The 16,382-nt window shown below is 61.9% G+C and carries 19 protein-coding genes; 9 read left to right on the plus strand and 10 right to left on the minus strand.

What is annotated here, in order from left to right:
* Positions 1-42 precede the first annotated feature (42 nt).
* Positions 43-1,152, plus strand: a complete 1,110-nt coding sequence (locus CXQ88_RS10200; RefSeq protein WP_104044048.1) for a DUF4062 domain-containing protein — start codon at positions 43-45, stop codon at positions 1,150-1,152.
* Positions 1,153-1,195: 43 nt separating this feature from the next.
* Here CXQ88_RS10200 and CXQ88_RS22115 read toward each other — a convergent pair whose 3' ends face one another.
* The 3 genes from CXQ88_RS22115 to CXQ88_RS21550 all read right to left on the minus strand — a co-directional run bounded on the left by CXQ88_RS22115 (position 1,196) and on the right by CXQ88_RS21550 (position 3,749).
* Positions 1,196-1,774: a GIY-YIG nuclease family protein gene (locus CXQ88_RS22115; protein WP_104044049.1), complete on the minus strand. Its 579-nt coding sequence runs from the start codon at positions 1,772-1,774 to the stop codon at positions 1,196-1,198.
* A 304-nt stretch (positions 1,775-2,078) separates the two neighbouring features.
* Complete coding sequence (locus CXQ88_RS10210) at positions 2,079-2,486, minus strand: tautomerase family protein (RefSeq protein ID WP_104044050.1); 408 nt, start codon at positions 2,484-2,486, stop codon at positions 2,079-2,081.
* A 411-nt stretch (positions 2,487-2,897) separates the two neighbouring features.
* Positions 2,898-3,749 (minus strand): LysR family transcriptional regulator, encoded by an 852-nt coding sequence (locus tag CXQ88_RS21550; RefSeq protein WP_181037468.1) that lies wholly within the window; start codon positions 3,747-3,749, stop codon positions 2,898-2,900.
* A gap of 165 nt (positions 3,750-3,914) precedes the next feature.
* Between CXQ88_RS21550 and CXQ88_RS10225 the strand changes: the two genes are divergently transcribed.
* Entirely contained in the window at positions 3,915-5,057 is a 1,143-nt protein-coding gene (locus CXQ88_RS10225) for a YbfB/YjiJ family MFS transporter (RefSeq protein ID WP_181037469.1), read from the plus strand.
* Between the two features lie 71 nt (positions 5,058-5,128).
* Here CXQ88_RS10225 and CXQ88_RS10230 read toward each other — a convergent pair whose 3' ends face one another.
* Complete coding sequence (locus CXQ88_RS10230; RefSeq protein WP_104044052.1) at positions 5,129-6,289, minus strand: globin domain-containing protein; 1,161 nt, start codon at positions 6,287-6,289, stop codon at positions 5,129-5,131.
* Between the two features lie 340 nt (positions 6,290-6,629).
* On the opposite strand from CXQ88_RS10230, the gene CXQ88_RS10235 reads away from it, so the two are divergent.
* Complete coding sequence (locus CXQ88_RS10235; RefSeq protein WP_104044053.1) at positions 6,630-7,733, plus strand: NAD(P)H-dependent flavin oxidoreductase; 1,104 nt, start codon at positions 6,630-6,632, stop codon at positions 7,731-7,733.
* Positions 7,734-8,325: 592 nt separating this feature from the next.
* Positions 8,326-9,117: a DUF2382 domain-containing protein gene (locus tag CXQ88_RS10240; RefSeq protein ID WP_104044054.1), complete on the plus strand. Its 792-nt coding sequence runs from the start codon at positions 8,326-8,328 to the stop codon at positions 9,115-9,117.
* Between the two features lie 118 nt (positions 9,118-9,235).
* Here CXQ88_RS10240 and CXQ88_RS10245 read toward each other — a convergent pair whose 3' ends face one another.
* Both CXQ88_RS10245 and CXQ88_RS10250 read right to left on the minus strand, forming a co-directional pair.
* Positions 9,236-9,511, minus strand: coding sequence for a hypothetical protein (locus CXQ88_RS10245; protein WP_258061803.1), 276 nt, complete (start codon positions 9,509-9,511; stop codon positions 9,236-9,238).
* Positions 9,492-9,965 carry a hypothetical protein gene (locus CXQ88_RS10250; RefSeq protein WP_104044055.1) on the minus strand — a complete coding sequence of 158 codons (474 nt, stop codon included), beginning with the start codon at positions 9,963-9,965 and terminating at the stop codon, positions 9,492-9,494. The genes CXQ88_RS10245 and CXQ88_RS10250 overlap by 20 nt, the downstream gene beginning before the upstream one ends.
* A 251-nt stretch (positions 9,966-10,216) precedes the next feature.
* Between CXQ88_RS10250 and CXQ88_RS10255 the strand changes: the two genes are divergently transcribed.
* Positions 10,217-10,858: a class I SAM-dependent methyltransferase gene (locus tag CXQ88_RS10255; protein ID WP_104044056.1), complete on the plus strand. Its 642-nt coding sequence runs from the start codon at positions 10,217-10,219 to the stop codon at positions 10,856-10,858.
* A gap of 33 nt (positions 10,859-10,891) precedes the next feature.
* On the opposite strand, the gene CXQ88_RS10260 is transcribed toward CXQ88_RS10255, so the two are convergent.
* Entirely contained in the window at positions 10,892-11,326 is a 435-nt protein-coding gene (locus CXQ88_RS10260; RefSeq protein ID WP_104044057.1) for a hypothetical protein, read from the minus strand.
* Between the two features lie 402 nt (positions 11,327-11,728).
* Between CXQ88_RS10260 and CXQ88_RS10265 the strand changes: the two genes are divergently transcribed.
* Both CXQ88_RS10265 and CXQ88_RS10270 read left to right on the plus strand, forming a co-directional pair.
* The gene (locus CXQ88_RS10265; protein ID WP_104044058.1) at positions 11,729-11,983 is read left to right on the plus strand and encodes a hypothetical protein; all 255 of its coding nucleotides are present in this window, start codon (positions 11,729-11,731) and stop codon (positions 11,981-11,983) included.
* Between the two features lie 80 nt (positions 11,984-12,063).
* Positions 12,064-12,231, plus strand: coding sequence for a helix-turn-helix domain-containing protein (locus CXQ88_RS10270; protein ID WP_258061809.1), 168 nt, complete (start codon positions 12,064-12,066; stop codon positions 12,229-12,231).
* A 44-nt stretch (positions 12,232-12,275) separates the two neighbouring features.
* On the opposite strand, the gene CXQ88_RS22300 is transcribed toward CXQ88_RS10270, so the two are convergent.
* Both CXQ88_RS22300 and CXQ88_RS22305 read right to left on the minus strand, forming a co-directional pair.
* The gene (locus CXQ88_RS22300; RefSeq protein WP_258061804.1) at positions 12,276-12,524 is read right to left on the minus strand and encodes a hypothetical protein; all 249 of its coding nucleotides are present in this window, start codon (positions 12,522-12,524) and stop codon (positions 12,276-12,278) included.
* Positions 12,506-13,006 carry a hypothetical protein gene (locus CXQ88_RS22305; protein ID WP_258061805.1) on the minus strand — a complete coding sequence of 167 codons (501 nt, stop codon included), beginning with the start codon at positions 13,004-13,006 and terminating at the stop codon, positions 12,506-12,508. The genes CXQ88_RS22300 and CXQ88_RS22305 overlap by 19 nt, the downstream gene beginning before the upstream one ends.
* A gap of 800 nt (positions 13,007-13,806) precedes the next feature.
* Here CXQ88_RS22305 and CXQ88_RS10280 point away from each other — a divergent pair.
* Together CXQ88_RS10280 and CXQ88_RS10285 are read left to right on the plus strand one after the other, a co-directional pair.
* Entirely contained in the window at positions 13,807-14,088 is a 282-nt protein-coding gene (locus CXQ88_RS10280) for a hypothetical protein (protein ID WP_104044060.1), read from the plus strand.
* A 699-nt stretch (positions 14,089-14,787) separates the two neighbouring features.
* Positions 14,788-15,189, plus strand: coding sequence for a DUF7793 family protein (locus tag CXQ88_RS10285; protein ID WP_104044061.1), 402 nt, complete (start codon positions 14,788-14,790; stop codon positions 15,187-15,189).
* Between the two features lie 286 nt (positions 15,190-15,475).
* On the opposite strand, the gene CXQ88_RS10290 is transcribed toward CXQ88_RS10285, so the two are convergent.
* Positions 15,476-15,688, minus strand: a complete 213-nt coding sequence (locus CXQ88_RS10290; protein ID WP_104044062.1) for a hypothetical protein — start codon at positions 15,686-15,688, stop codon at positions 15,476-15,478.
* Between the last annotated feature and the right edge of the window lie 694 nt (positions 15,689-16,382).

The following is a 16,382-nucleotide window of genomic DNA, read 5'->3' on the forward strand; positions in this document are numbered from 1 at the left end:
TCGCGTCTCGGCGCTATCCGATCATCCCGATAGCATCGACTTATGGACAAGCGCTACCAGGTCTTTATCAGCTCGACGTTCGTCGACCTTGTCGACGAACGTCGAGAGGTCATGCAGGCGCTTCTCGAGATGGACTGCCTCCCCGCTGGAATGGAGCTGTTTCCTGCCGGCAACACGGACCAATGGACCCTGATCAAGGGCGTCATCGACCAGAGCGACTACTACCTCGTAATCCTGGGCGGACGGTACGGCTCGCTGTCCGAAGAAGGCATCAGCTACACGGAGATGGAGTACGACTACGCTGTTGAGCGCGGCATCCCGGTGATGGGATTCGTCCCCGCAGATCCAGATGCGATCCCCGTCGGCAAGACCGATAAGGACGACGCTGCCGCAAAGAAGCTCGACGAGTTCCGTCAGAAGGTCCAGTTTAAGATAACGAAGGACTGGAAGAACGCCGAAGACCTGGGCTCGAAGGTTACGCGCGGCCTTATACACCTGATCAAGAACAATCCTCGACCAGGGTGGGTGCGCGGCGACCGGGCGATGACGCCGGAGAAGCGCGCCGAGATCGCGGAGCTCGAGGCGAAAATCGCCAAGCTAGAGAAAAAGGAAATGGAGACAAGCACGGCCACCACAGCACAGATCGACGACGCCTTCGCGCACGGCGCAGAACAGGTGGAGCTCTTGCTGACTCATAAGGGATACAGCTTCGTCAGTGGACGCGTCGAGGAGCAGGGAGGTCTCACCTACACGTGGGACGAGATCATAGAGATCCTAGGCCCCTTCATGATCGACGAAGCGCCGGAACCATCCCTTCGCAGCACCTTCAACAACCATATGCTTAACGACATCCAGAATGATCCGAATAATTGGACAAACGACCTGACTAACGAATCGGCGGAGATCTCCGACAAATCCTGGGGGTCGATCATCGTGCAACTACGCGCGCTGCGCCTGATCACAACCGGAACAAAGAAGCGCACCGTCAGCGACAAAGCGGTCTACTGGAAGCTCACTCAGGCCGGCGACGACTACCTCGTCGCTCTCCGAGCCGTGCCCAGCACCGCAAAACCTGGCTACGTTTTCGCTGACGAGGGGGTCCCAAGCGAGTTGGCGAGTGCTGCCAAAGTGGCCTTCGACCAAGCGAACTAACTAGCACCGATCCTAGACCTCGCGCAAGGGCTGCTACGAAGATTCAGAAGTTCGCGAAGGCATTGCGGGCGGCGCGGCGCGCCTTATCTCTGCGGTCCTTCAACTCCTGTGAAAACGCATCGGTCCTCCGGTCGATGTTAAGGGGCAACGAGGCACGCTCAAGCAGTTCGTCCTCGACAACCCAGGGCGTCTGGTTCTCTACCCATGCCACGCGAGCGTTGGTGTTAATCCAACCAGTCAGTCTAGCTTCGCCGTCCACGCCCCAGTTCAATCGTCCTTTGTGAATGCCTAGGGAAAGGTTTAGTTCCTCAGCTAGCAGGACGCCTAGGGTCAGTCGCAGCGTGGACCGGGATGCGTCTTTCTTGGAGTGGGCCGGTAGGCGGGAGCGAAGGCGACTGGCGCTCTCCTTCCCATTAGTGCCCGGCCTTTTTGGGGCAATGCCGACGTACAGGAGGTCGAAGCCGTCGGTATGCGCATATGGAGCGTCCGGGACTGGAAGGGTCCCAGGTACAAACAGCCAACCGTAGACCCCCTTCTTGGAGGGCGCCTTATTCACGTCTGCGGGCATGTGGATTAACCGAGGTTGCAATATCTGGACCGCGGGGACTGAGAAGTCGTGCATGGCGCCCATGGTACAGAGAGGACTGTGGGCTTGTGGACGCTTGGCCGAGGACTGTACGGGAGGCACAAACTTAGCGGCAATTCTTCCCCCAATCTTCGAGTGCGATTGGATCTTCGGTCAGTATCGCGACGGCCCCATTTGTACACTCGCAATCCCCGGGCTCCGCCCCGCACCAGAAATTGACGGATATGGAAGCGGCGGAAGCCCTGTCTGTTGTCCTGCGCGGGGCGGCAGGACGGGTGACAACTCCGGGGAGCGCCGCGTAAAACGGTCTGTGCAGCGGGCGCAGCTAGCCGAGACAGTTTTAGGTTTGGGCGGGGACTTGGAGTTGACCGGTGAGGTATTGGGCTTGTCCGTGGCTGAAGGACCAGTCCTGTGGTCCATTTTCGGTGTATCCAACGAAGATGTCTTCGGGTGCGAGCCCGGTGACCACGAGGTTGTCGTGGACGGCCTTGTAGAGGGCTTGCTTGTCCTCGTCGGAGCGTCCGCGCTGGGTGAAGATGTGGATGATTACGACGTTGGTGGTGCGTTCGAAGCCGAGGCCGGCGTCCTGGGCGATGATGTGCTGGGCGGGGTGTTCGGTGATGATCTGGAAGCGGTCGCGTTCTGGGATCCGGTAGGTCTCGACAATGGCTTGATGGATTGCATCTGCGAGTTCGCGGGTTTGGTCGGTGGTTCGGCCTTCAACAAGGTCGATGCGTACGAGCGGCATGGCGGTAGTCCTTTGGTGGTGGAAAGCCAGAGAGTGAGGCCGGCGATGATATCGGCTGCGGTCCGGTGTAAGTGTTGTGGCAGCGGTGCCGTGCTGGAGAGGGCCTTCCTGCCATCGGTGCTCCTATGATCGGCCCGGTCAAAATCGAACGGCAGGGGCAAGGGGTCGGATTGGCTCACGCGGGACAGCCCCTCTGGGGGACCTGAACTATCCGTCTGACCGGCGCGTGAGGACGAGATGGCAGCTTTTAGGCTGGTTTGCATCCCACTGTAGGTCCTGGAGTTAAAGAAGTGGTATTGCTCATCACGCATGGTTCATGTCCTCGGTGCATATATGCGGGTACGAACGGTGCGCACACCATTGTGGTTGGGAAATCTGGTGTCCAGCGTGAGTCTGGCCCTTGTCGCGGACTTATGGGGTGAGGGTGAGCCGGGAGGCCTCAAGGATGGATTGCGCGAGGTTGTCTGGTACATGGTCCGCGACACTGAGCCAGACGGTGACCGGGGGTGCCCCGATCAGGGGCACGAAGACGATACCGGGGTGCGTTCCGCGTGTGCGTGCGATGTCCGGGACGACTCCAACTCCCCGATCGGCGGCAACGGTTTCGATCCATTCGTCGTAGCTCTGCGTCTCCACGACCTCAGGGGTGATGTTGGGCCAGAGGTCCGGTGTCGTCGTTCCGTTGAGGATGTTGATGACCAGGGGCCGTTGCGGAACTTCCTCCCAGCGTATGGGATTGCCAACCGCCAAAGGCGATCGATGTGAGCACACCAGGACGCGGGGTTCTTCAAAGAGCTTGATCGTTCGAGGTTTGTTGAGGAGTTCCCGCGGCACCGGGGATCTCAGCACGGCGGCGTCGACATCTCCGCGGACGAGGGGCTGCGCTGGTGCGTCGACCCTGGTGAAGGAAACCTCGATGCCGGCGTTCTCCTGCAGGTAGCGGGCCGTGTCCTGCGCCCACGGGGTGGGCAGGAGCCAGCTGAAGCCCAGGGTGATGGTGGTGTTCCCTCGCGCTGCCGCGACGCCCCGGTCGAGGCTGGCCAGCGTCATCGTCGCGTGGTCAAGGAACAGGGATCCCGCTTCGGTGAGCTCGAAGCTCTTTGATGTCCGACGGATCAGCTGGACCCGCAGGATGGATTCGAGTTGCTGCACTGTCCGGGACAGAGCCGGCTGGGTAATGCGCAGTCTCAGCGCCGCGTAGGTGAAGGATTCTTCCTCTGCCACAGCGACGAAGGCCCTGAGGTGCCGCACTTCCACATCCATGCTTCCCAAGCATAGACACTCGCTGACCGGCATTTTTCCGCACCGATAGCGGCACCTACGGTGGCTAAGGCAGGCGCGGTACGGACGGGTGCCCCTGCTGGGCAAGTGGAAAGGACGTGCAAGGAAATGGGTGCTGCCGGTGTTGGTGTGCCGCGGATTGTAGGGATGGCTTTTGCCGGTTTCGCCGTGGCCATGGGACTTGGCCGGTTCGCGTTCACGCCGATCCTGCCCCTGATGACCGGCCAGGCAGGCCTGTCCGCCACCGCAGGGGCGCATCTGGCGACCGCGAACTACCTCGGCTATTTAGCTGGCCCCGTCCTGACCTTGATACTGCCCCGGCTGGTCTCTTCCCGGATCCTCTACCGTTGCAGCCTGGTGCTTATCGTAGGTTCCCTGCTCGGAATGAGCCTCACCACCAACGAGCTCATCTGGCTGGGCCTGCGGTTCCTCGCGGGCCCAGCCAGCGCCCTGCTGTTCGTGATGATTGCCAGTAGCGCCGCCTATCACTGCCGTGCCGCCGCCCGGCATGTCATCGGGTGGGTGTACGGGGGAATCGGAGCCGGTATCGCCCTGTCCGGAATCCTGATCCTCGCCCTCGGTACCGGAGGCAGCTGGCAGCAGGCATGGTGGGTCGTTGCACTGGCTTCCCTGGCGCTGGCCGTACCGGCATGGGGCTTACCACTTCATCCCGCAGTTGAAAGCTCGCCGACGACCCGGCCCGGGAAACGGCCCGGCGTGCGGTTGCGGCATCGTATCGTCCCGGGCTTCACTCCGCTGGTCGTGAGCTACTTCCTGGAAGGCGTCGGCTACATCATTGCCGGCACGTTCCTCGTCACTGCGGTCGCGGCCAGTTCACCGGGCTGGGTAGGGAACAGTACCTGGATCCTCGTCGGACTCGCGGCCGTACCGTCCTCGGCACTGTACGGGGCGCTGTCCCACCGGATCTCAGCCCCCACCCTGCTCGCCTCGGCCCTGGCACTGCAGGCAGTAGGCATGGCCCTACCGGCCATGCTTCCCGGGACCCTGCCTGCCCTGGTCGCCGGCGCCTGCTTCGGAGCCACCTTCCAGGGGATCACGACGCTGGCGATGACCCTCGGGGCTACCAGCGGAGTACCGCACGCCGTGTCGATTCTCACGATCATGTTCAGCATCGGCCAAGTTGCAGGACCTCTTATTGCTGCGCCCCTGCTCGCCAGCGGATACTCAGCAGCCCTGCTCCTCGGAGCGGTCATCGTCGCCTGCGCCGCGGTAACTGTCGTCCTCACCCGCATGAGGACAGCGACAACCCTCCTGACCCCTCACCCCTAACAACCTCCAGCCCCTACTGGCGTGGGCTCGTGCGGCATTCCAACGGTTGGAGGCTGGCGTGGCTCTTGCCGTTATCCCGCCACCCAGATGTCCGGGCCGAAGACCTCGTAGTGGATCCGGGTGGCCGGGATGCCGGCGTTGATTGCCTCGTTGCGGATGTTCTTCATAAAAGGGAGCGGGCCGCAGAGGTAGAGGGACGCATTGGCCGGAAGGTCCACTTCGCGCAGGGACATGAAGCCTTCCTTGGCTCCCGCTGCCGGCTGTTCCAGCCACAGCTGGAGCTCGGCACTGTCCAGACGCTCAACGTCGTCCGTCATCTGGCTGCGCAGGGCCCAGCTGTCAAGGGTGCTCTCGGCGTGAAGCACCAGCACCTGTCGCCCGGATCCTGACTCCGCCAGTGAACGCAGGATGGACGCGGTGGGCGTGCAGCCGATGCCGGCGGAAGCCAGTACCACCGGGTCGTCGCCGTCCTTGAGGGTGATCTCGCCGTAGGGATTGGAGATCTCCAGGATGTCGCCGACCTGCACGATGTGGTGAAGGACGGGTGAGACCTCGCCGCCGCCGTCCAATTTGGTGGTGAAGCTGCGGCCGCTGCCCGCTTCGCCCGACAGGGAGTACTGGCGCACCTGGCGAAGGCCTTCCGGCAGGACCACCTTGACGCTGATGTACTGGCCGGGAAGCGCCGGGGTCACCGGGGTTTCGTCGGCGGGCTCAAGGGTGAAGGTCATGGATCCGGCCCCGGCGGGAGTTTTCGCAGCAACCCGCCATGGCATCCACATCCTGTCGTTGGCCTGGCCGGCGTACAGTGCCTTCTCGAGTTTGATCAACGCGTCCGCCATGAGCCAGTACACCTCAGTCCAGGCTTCCGCGATTTCGGGGGTGATGACCTCTGCCAGGTCTTCGCCGATCGCGGCGAACAGGTGCTCGTAGACCACCTGGTATTGCGGTTCACTGATGCCAAGGGAGGCGTGCCGGTGGGCGATGCGCGAGAGGACAGTTTCGGGGAGGGTGCCCGGGTTGTTGACGAGGTGCGTAGCAAAAGCTGCGATGCTGCCTGCCAGCGCCTGCTGCTGGTTGCCGGAGCGCTGGTTGGAGCGGCTGAACAGACCGTCCAGGAGTTCGGGGTGCGCGGCGAACAGCCGCCGGTAAAACTTCGGTGTGATGGCGCCGATACGCGACCCAACGAGCGGCAGCGTGGCCTCAATGACCGGGCGGGATTTGTCCGAGAGCATAGGAACTCCTGAGGTAGGGACCGGGGCCTTCGTCCGGCCTTCGTAAATACCTGCATTATCAATGCCTGTATTCGACTCAAGTTCTACACGTCGTAGAAGTTGCAATCAAATCCCGCCGTCTAAGTGGGTGGGAGCGCGGTCTGGGCCAGCCCGGGGGGAGAAAAAGTGTCTATGCGCGCCAAGCATAGATGATGCATGAGAAGTATTTTACGGACGCCTTGGCTGCTGCCTAGCATGGATAACATTCCTGCTTGGGCACGGTCCATGTGCTCAAGCGGCGTCACTCTCCTTCAGGGAATCCACCAGCGTAATTTAGCCAAGGCGAAGGGCGTAGGCGCTCATGACTGACCACAACGCATTTGAACATTCCGGGCCCGACAGCTCCGGGTCGTTGGCAGCGTCCGGCCTTCTGGCCGGCCTTGGCGCGACTATTCCCCTGATCGCTGCACCTATGGCTGGGGGCCCCAGCACCCCGGCTCTTGTGCTGGCAGCTGCACAAGCAGGAGGGTTGGGTTTGCTGGCCGGCGGATACAAATCGCCTGAGCAGCTCGCTCAACAGATAGCCGAGGTACGTGCCGGGATCTCCGCTTTCGGGGTCAACCTGTTCGGTGTGAATCTCTTCGCGCCCAACCCGGTGCCGATCGACAAGGACGCCTTCGTCGAATACACCCAATCGCTCCGCGAACTGGCGGCAAGGTACAACCTCTCCCTGAATGAGGTAGACGCCCTGGAGGACGATGACGAGTGGGAAGCCAAGGTAGACATGCTGGTCAATGATCCCGTGCCCGTCGTCAGCTTCACCTTCGGCCTTCCCCCCGCCGAAGCAGTCGGCAGGCTGCGGAAGGCCGGCTCGCTGGTGTTCCAGACAGTAACCAATCGGAACGAGGCGGAACGGGCTGCGGCGCTCGGCGTCGACGGTCTCGTGGTTCAGTCGTACAAGGCCGGCGGTCACTCAGGGACCTTGACCCCGGCTACACCTGTCGAGCAAGTACCCCTGGCCGAATTGCTTGACCGCGTCCGATCACGGGTCCAACTCCCGATCTGGGCAGCAGGCGGGGTCTCAACGCCAGCCGACGTCCGGGAAGCACTTGCCCACGGCGCCGAGGCTGCCGTCGTTGGAAGCGTGCTGCTGCGCAGCCCCGAGAGCGGTGCCTCGAAACCCTACAAAGCAGCCCTGGCCGACACCAGCCGCACCGAAACCATTGTGACCACGGCGTTCTCGGGCCGTCCCGCGAGAGCGCTGCGCAACGCGTTCGTGGACCGGTTCCACGGTGCCGCTCCAAGTGGGTACCCGGCCATCCACCACCTGACCAGTCCTATCCGTAAAGCAGCTGCAGCGGCCAACGATCCGGAGAGCATCAACATTTGGGCCGGCACAGGCTACCGCGACGCCACCGAAGAACCAGCAGCCGATATCCTGCGGGGGCTCGCCGGAGGGTCCTGACCTGCGTGTGGGACTTGGCCTGGTTGACGCGAAATCCCACCGGGCCTGTGACCTACCCTTTCTCGCACGATAGGTTGCCAGGCCCTGCCATGGGGCGGGGAGCAGTCTTATGTTTTTCCTGCCGCGCCCACAGGTAGATTTGCCGCTACACGCTACTAGTGAAGCCTGGCACCATTCCAATCAGACTGGGGCGTTCAGTCACTTACTGTGGTGTCTTCCAAGCCTTGGGACGTCTCACCGGAGTGGCTACGCCCCTGGCACAGAGTCCGGTTCCAAACCACCGTTTATTCTCGCAACTATGTATCGCAACTCGGGCTGCGATATCGATAGTCACCATTAGTTGTGCGACAAGGACGTCTCCCGGTGTTGGTGGCGCGTCTTGTAAGTCCAGTATTGGTGTCCCACTTCTTCGTCGCCCTGGTGTCCCACATCCTTGGATATGGAATACCTCCCCCATGCGTACTCCTTGGTCATCAGATCCCCCTTTTGGCAACAGCGTGAGGCACGTGTCTTGCCGGATCAATAGTAAGTGTGCTTAGTATTGATCCGGGGGAAAGCCATAAGGCCTCAACAACCAATCCAAGGAGACGGTATGTTCGCCAAGGAAAACATTGACACCCTGCTCAACGCTGGCGGTAACGTCCTGAGCGCTGATGGGGACAAGATCGGTTCCATCGGCCAGGTCTACGCGGATGACGAGACGGGTCAGCCCACCTTCGTCACTGTGAAGACCGGGCTTTTCGGCTCGTCTGAATCGTTCGTCCCGCTTGAGGGAGCTCGCACCGAGGGTAACGACATCGTTGTGCCCTACGGCAAGGACCAGGTCAAGGACGCGCCCCGCGTGGCCGAGGACGGCCATCTCGAACCGGGTGAGGAAGACCGGCTGTACGCCCACTACAACCTCGGCGGCGGCACCTCATACACCGGCACCACTTCCGGGACCGGAACCGCGGACACCCGCGAACGGACCGGCACGGTCGGACACGACACCTCCGGCCCCACCACCGATGACGCGATGACCCGCTCCGAAGAGCAGCTCCACGTCGGAACGGAAAAGCAGGCCGCCGGCCGGGCACGGCTTCGTAAGTACGTCACCACCGAGAACGTCACCAAGACCGTTCCCGTGCAACGCGAAGAAGTCAGGATCGAGCGCGAACCCATCACGGACGCGAACGTCGGTGCCGCGATGGACGGACCGGCGATCAGCGAAGAAGAACACGAGGTCGTTCTCCACGAGGAACGCCCCGTAGTGGAGAAGGAAACTGTCCCGGTCGAGCGGGTCCGCCTGGACATGGACACCGTGACCGAAAACGTCACCGTCAACGAGGAAGTCCGCAAGGAAAACATCGACGTCCACGACGACGGCAGCGGGAACCGCCGCTAAACCAAGCTCTGCACAAGGGCCCGGGCACTAACCCTGGGCCCTTGGCCTGCCCGCCGGCATATAAAAGACCGGCAGTCGGCTCGCCCCCGAAGGGGCCAAGCACGTACAGCATTGCCCCTCAGCCGTCCCTGCGGCGGCTCTCCTCGACGCCTATCTCGTACCAGAAGATGGCAGATGGGTCCGGCGCCGGCGTATCAAGGTTCCGGTAAAGAGCGTCCAAAAGTCCTGCCAATTCACCGTCCAACATGCCGGAAGTGATCGCCTCCGGCCCCCGTGGATCGTTGAGAATCCTCAACAGTTGGGCATCCGTCATCGCCAGCTGTTGCCACTTCCCTGCGGCGAAGCCTTCCTGCTGCGTCTCCAGCGCGTGCTCGTTATATTTGGCCAGCGGCAAGGTCCGCTTCAGCCTTGAGGTCCGCACCGCCGGACTCCTGCGCAGCTCCTTCCCCCGACGCCTTCAGGGAGCGCGACACGGCAACGCCGGCAGCGATCATGGCCAGCAGGCCGCCGATCCACCAGAACGTCCGCGGCGCGCTCGGGGCAGCCTCGACGGGAACGGTAGCCGTGACCTCGGCAGCGGTTTTCGGTCCAATCCGCCGTAAACGTTCCTGAACCTGCGGAGTGAGTGTCTCCACACCGCCGGCAAGCTCGTCAGCCAATCGGCGCAGAAGCGTTTGGAGGTGCGGTGATGCGCTTTCAATGCCGGTATCCAACCCTGCCACCGCTCTTTGCAACGCAGCCTGCACCCCAGGCGTGGCCCATTCCCTGCCCTTGGCCAAATGGGACATGAGGTTCTCGGAAAGACGGTGGACCTGCTCGGTTTCAGTCACATGTTCAGCCGTGCGCATGGGTGCCTCCTGTGTGCGATGGATGCCCATAGCCTACGGCGGGGCAGCACCGGAGAAAATAGGCCGTAACGGAACCGTTCCACAACCTTGGAACAGGGCAAGGCGGGCCTCACGGGATCGAAATACTGCGAATGCCGCGTAATGTGGCTGTCCCGTAAATTGTTCCAAAACCGGTGCCATGATTCCCCGTTACATGGGCAACTTTGGGTACGAGGTCAGCAGCGAAGAAATCCTGCTTCCCGGAGGCTGCAATGAACCAGACCAGCAACGCAGACATCATGAAAGCCTTCAACAAGAACGCCCGCGTTTATGACCGGTGGATGACCTTTTTCGAGCGCTACATTGCCAATGGAGCCCGGGCCTGGGCCGTATCGAAGGCCCACGGGACGGTAGTCGAGATAGGGGTGGGTTCGGGTTTGAACCTTCCGCTGTACGGCCCGGAGGTGGAGCATGTGACCGGGTTCGACCTCTCCGAGAAGATGCTGTCCATCGCCCGCCGACGCGTAGCGGAAAAGCGAACTGCCCGCGTCGAGTTACATCACGGTGACGCGCAGACCCTGGACCTGCCGTCGGGAAGCGCGGACACCTTCATCTCCACTTTCACGTTCTGCACCATCCCCGATCCGCTGGCCGCCAGCCGTGAGGCCTACCGTGTACTCCGCCCGGGCGGAGTATTCGTCTTGACCGAGCACGGGCGCTCCACCCGTGCCCTGGCTCGCAGCATCATGCGGGCAATCGAACCGCTAATCATCCGCGTTAGCGCCGAACATATCACCCGTGATCCCGTGCCGTACCTGACGGGCGCGGGCTTCACCATTACCGAAGTTCAGCGCGGCGGACCTGGCGGCATCGTCTTTCGGATACTTGCCCACAAGCAACCGCTCAGAGATTAAGAGCAAGGGGACGATCGGTGGTGGAGCGCCTGGTTATTGGTCGCGGCGGGCTCCACTTTCCGAATCGTCATCGGGGCGGGCTGGGGCGGCATCCTGGTCCCCAGGGGAGCCGTTGGCTTGGTCGGCTGCGGTGCGGTGATGGTGGGCTGTTCCGGCATCTCCGTAGTCGCCCTCGGCGTATTCACCACTTTCCTGCGCTTCAGCGTTAGTGTCTACCGATCCGGCATCTCCATAGTTACCCTCGGCGTATTCACCGCTTGCCTGCGCGTCAGGGCCAGCGTCTACCGATCCGGCATCTCCATAGTCACCCTCGGCGTATTCACCGCTCCCCCGCGCGTCAACGCGGGCGTCTACCGATCCGGCGTCTCCGTAGTCACCGGTTGCGTATTGTCCGCTATCAGCTTCCACAGCAGGATCCGGCGTGCTGATGTGACGTTCCCGGGGATCGGGCTCGTTGCTCTTCGACATCAGGGATCCTTTCTGGAAGAAGTGAGCCCCAGTAGCGTGTATGGAAATTTTATCCATGATCAGTGCCTGGCGACAGTGCCCTGGCAGGCATGAAAGTCCTGAACTGGCTCACGCGTAGGGCGGGTCGACCGCCTCCATAAAATGGCCCGGGGCCTCACTCCAGGCACGGAAAAGACTCGTCGCTGGGGGAATGACGGGCTTTCTGCAACCCGAGCATGCTGTCCTGCTGCTTGTCATCGTCGTGGAAGTTCTGCGTGGGGTTATTGTCGCCTCTTGTGGCTGATGTGATATAGGCGTACTTTTCTCCTACGGTGCTTCACCGGTACGGAGACCATTTCTCCGCAGCTTGCCGGGTCCGCACCACCAGTGCATCAGCGTTGATGCCACTGTAAGGAGGATCTTATGTGGGCAATCCCAGCCGGCACCTTGACTTCCAGCACACGGCCCCGCCGTTTGTCCGCGTTCGTCCACGAGACTCTGGCTCGGGCACATACCGTGGCCGTCCCGTTCAAAATCGGTGAAGCAGTCACCGGTGATGACCCCTTCAATGGCCGCAGGGAAGGCGTTGTCGCCGTCAAGAACGGCGTGTTTGTCGGGCTGCAGACGGCCGGGCAAATCTTCTTTTACGACTACCGACAAATAAGGCGCCTGGAATAGCTGCCAGTCACTATCCCAGCCACCCGGTTAAGCCGCAGGAGCAAGATTGACATGTCCATTCCAACCCTGCCCAGCACTACCTGACCATCGCCGAAGTGGCCCAGGTACTGCGGGTATCAAAGATGACCGTCTATAGATTGGTTCACGCCCACGCCCTGGCGGCCATGCGGTTCGGCAACTCCTACCGCATCCCCGAAGATGCAGTGGAAGAGTACGTCAGGAAGGCCGCCGCCCCGGCAGTCTCCTGACGCCAGTTCCTTGAGCGCCGCCTCGGCCGCCCTAGGGGCGGTTTTCAGGCGAGCAGGAACTCACACCAGAGCGGGTAGTGGTCCGAGATCCGCCAGGACACCTCGCTGCGGTTCAGCCCCGGGAAGACGTGCGGGATGAAGTCAAAGGACCCAGCCTGCTGCCCGTAGGCCAGGCCCTGAAGAAGCGATGTGCCGTCAGGTTCGGAGAACCAGGCGATCTGGTCGTAGAAGTGCTGCGTTCTGTCGTCGTCGAAGATGGTCCGCGGCACGGTGTTCAGTTCGGCCGGGGCCACAGACCGGTGGAGATAAACGCCTCGTAGAGCGGGTCCCCGATCCGGTGCAGGTTGAAGTCCCCCAGCACCATGAGGTTGGTGTTCCAGTCCTTGGGCCGGTCTGCCCAGTCCCGCATCCATGTGGCGAAGGCGGTGACCTCCGGCAACCGCTCGGCCGGGTTCTTGCCCCACAGCACATGGACGGACGCGAGAATGAAATTCGATCCCGGCCCGGGCGAAGCTGGCGGTGTACGGGGAACGGGCGAACTGACGCTGCAGGTCATCCCGGCCGGGGGCAGCACGATTTCCCCGACCAGGCCTGAGGGCGGGACCCTTGCGCTGCCGTAGAGGAACGCAAGGCGTTCACCGTTGCCGGCCGAACCCTCTGTGACGTCCGAGATGATGACCTGCCATCGCGGGCCGAGAGTGGCGAGCAGGCGCTTGAGGGCGTTGGGATTACGACGGGACTCCTGGACGGCGACGACGTCGAAGCGGGAGATCACCGCCGCCAGGCAGGAAATCGCGTGTCAGTCCCGCTTCGGGGACTCCCTGGGCCCGGCAACCCAATTGGAGGTCACGTCTCCCAGGGCGCGGATGTTCCAGGTCCCGACCAGAAGATTGGAATCCGACTTCACCAGAATGGTGCGCCGAGGGCCTCCCCCAGCCGGTCCAAGTCACTGGTCACTGCTTCCGGCGGCCGCTCAGTGCTGCTGGTGATATGCATTTCCGCAATCCGATTCCCTAACCTCGCTCCAACGACGCGCGGGATGGGTGGGCTATTCATGTCCTAGGAGCGGGAGACCTGGCCGCCGGGCTGGACATCGCATGGGGGGCGCGATGCCCAGCCGGCGCACTGACGGAAAATATGGGGGCCCAACTCCACAGCCAGATAAGAAGAGATTAACGCCTCCGCCTTGGGGAAAGCCTAGGAAGCTGCGCCCCCGGGAGCCCCAGGAAAATCCCAAGCGCTCGAGTCGGATATTGAAACAGTGCGCGGGACAAGGGAAACTGCGGAATGCACAGCGCACGGTGATCGCCAACTGCTGAGCAGAGCTCCATCGAACCGCAGTAGCTCCATTCGATGTCGAAATCAGCAGTGTGTAGCATCTGGTTTGAAAGCCCGTCGGCCCCCCAATCGGCGGGCTTTCTTCGCGCCTAAAATGCCGGGTCGTGCCGGCGGAAGATCCTCCCTGAATTTGGCTCCCATCAGTCGCATTGGCTGCTCCGAAACTGATACCGCATGGTCGAATGGCCGTTGCACCCGCAGTTCGTCGAGCTTCGCCCAAGCAGAAGGACTACAAATATGAGCGCCGAGAACTACCCCAGGTTCTTGTCAGAGTGCATCATCAGGGACCCTGACAAGGAATCCGGTCTTCACGACGACGAGATGTACGGGGTTTACTTGAGCTGGTGTGCCCTCAACGGAAAGCAACCGGCTCCCGATCACGCCTTTTGGGCTGCCATAACGGAACTCGGGCCCAGCAGGAACTACCACAAGGAGGGCCGCCACATTTGGCCCGGGCTCGCAATGAAGGGTCCCGCAGCGGTGGATTACATCCTGTCCAGCCAGCCCGGTCTGGTCTAACCCGTCTTAGTTTCAGGGGCCCCTCTGGCACGCCGTGATACCTGCCCATATGCAGGGGGATTGATTTGAGGGGCCGACGGCGACTGGGGGTGTGAACCGTCTCTTGGATGGGTTCACATCGCCGCCGACCCGGCTACGCGCCACGCTACGCGCGGCAATTCCACGTTCCTTTAGCAAACGATATCCCGCTCCAACTTTTGCTGTCACTAAGAGGGGGTACCCAATTTTCAAAGAGGGTCAGGGGCGGCGACCTGCTCCCGGCGTTCGTCGAATCGGAACACGACCGTCCGCCTTTCCTCTCGCAAGGAGCACTGACTTTGCGTCCAATAACCTGCATCGGACGAGGCCGGCCAGATTAGTATCGACAAACAGACAAGATTGCGGGGGACACTGGGTGGAAGGACCGAGCTTTGATTGATCCGTTACCGGCCGGGAAACCAACTTCTCTGGCGTCGTCCACGCGCCAGTCTCCCGTTCCCGTTCCTCCCACCAAACCCGCGCCGGCGGCTGAAGTCGCGCCTTCCCGTGGCCGCGACCGCGAAAGACAACAGCTCATCCATGACCTGGCCGTTCCCGCAGCCAGCCGCCGCCCGCCGCTACCGTAGGCCGCTGTTCCCGCGGCGAACAAGCACGAAGCCCAAGCCTGGCCGGGCACCGTGGCTTCGGTAGGCTTGAGGCCGAGGCGCTTGGGGGAGTGTATTGAAACCAATCTTGGTTGAGGGCGGTAAAGGCAGTGTGGTGCTTCAGGACGATGGGATTATTCATCTTCTCTGGCACCCTGCAGTTCGAATCGAGGCCACGGATGCCCGTGCAGCAATGGCGGCAGTGAATGCCCTTGCAGAAGGGTCGGAGTATCCAATGCTGGTCGATAGGACCGCCACTGAGTCCCTGAGCCGTCAGGCCCGCTCCGTTTTCGGCATCCGGTGTGCGGCCTCCCATATCGCGCTACTGGGCAGCAGCCCAGTCGATCGGATCCTTGCCAACTGGTCGCTCGGTGTGCAAAACCTGCCCTGCCCCACGCGCTTCTTCACCTCAAGGACAGAGGCCATGAAAGCTGCTTCAGATCCCCAGAAAACCCAATGCCTGAGCCGTCAACGCTGACCTACACACTTACCTACGTGGGCACCCTGGGACTGGCGTTCCTCATGTTCCTGGCCCAATTGGCCGCGTGCGGCATACTCCTAGCCGTCGCCGGAACCGCCAGACTAATCACCTCCATCTTGGCGCGGTCAGTGAGAGTGGTCCATGGGTAGCGGGCCAAAGGTCATGGAAGCTGTATGGGATGAATCCGCTCCGCGATAGCAGAAGCCAGCACCGTTGCTCGATCGAAGCAGAAGGAGAACCGGCTGGGGAAGTCGATCGGATACACCCGGGGTGAGACGGGCCTCTAAGCGCCCACGCCCGTTCCTTTCTCGCGGATAAAATCCTGATCCTCTAGGGAGAGCAGCATCTGGCCGTGTCCGTCAACTTCGACATGCCCCGCGGAATTCTGCTTAATCATGGCGGCGACAGTGCGCGGCACCGTCACACATCCCGGATTGTCCAAAAGCCATTGACGCGTCTGTGCATCAAGTCGGTCCCACTCGTCCTTCAGTGTCATCTCGTGCCTTCGCCCTTTCCCGTTTCCCCAGCAACCGGCCGCCCGGCCTTGGGATCCCGCTAAGAGTACGTCTCGGGTCAAAAGAAAAACAGGGCCCCTTCACTGACCACGACTACGACCACGGAATGCAGGTACTCCCCGCTCGTAATCCCCGGCGACCACGTGGTGGGCACCCCTGGAAACGCGTAAGGCATGCGGGCTGTTCCGGGCCTAAACTCAGTCATGGAGACGATCCCGGCGGTGATCCTGATTTTCGGTGCGGCTTTCGTCTGGATGGGATTGACGGTGTTCGTACTCCGCCGGTTGCGGCGCCGCCGGAACGGGTCATCACTAGTGGCTTCAGCTTCCCCTCCCGCTGAGCCCAGCAGCAACCGTCTCCACAGGACCTGGCGCCGCATCCGCCCAGTTACGATTCAGGCCCCGGCGCGAGGGCGCAGATTGCGCGTCAGGCGGGTCCGCGGGTGAAGACATGGCACTGGGGAGCCCTAGGTGGAAGGCCCTGCAAACGCCGGGCAGCTAACAATTCAATAGGCATCATCCGGTACAGGGTGATCAGTTCTTGGGAGCAGACATGGATGCCGGGACCGTTCTCGGATTCTTAGTGGGGTACTTTGCCGCCGTTGCTGGCGTGTTCCTCCTGTACTTCCCGGTCGTTGTCCTCTGCGTTGTGCTGCTGATCGCAGGTGGTGTTCTC

Origin of the sequence: Arthrobacter sp. ZGTC412 (assembly GCF_002929215.1) — a bacterium.
Taxonomy (GTDB): domain Bacteria; phylum Actinomycetota; class Actinomycetes; order Actinomycetales; family Micrococcaceae; genus Arthrobacter.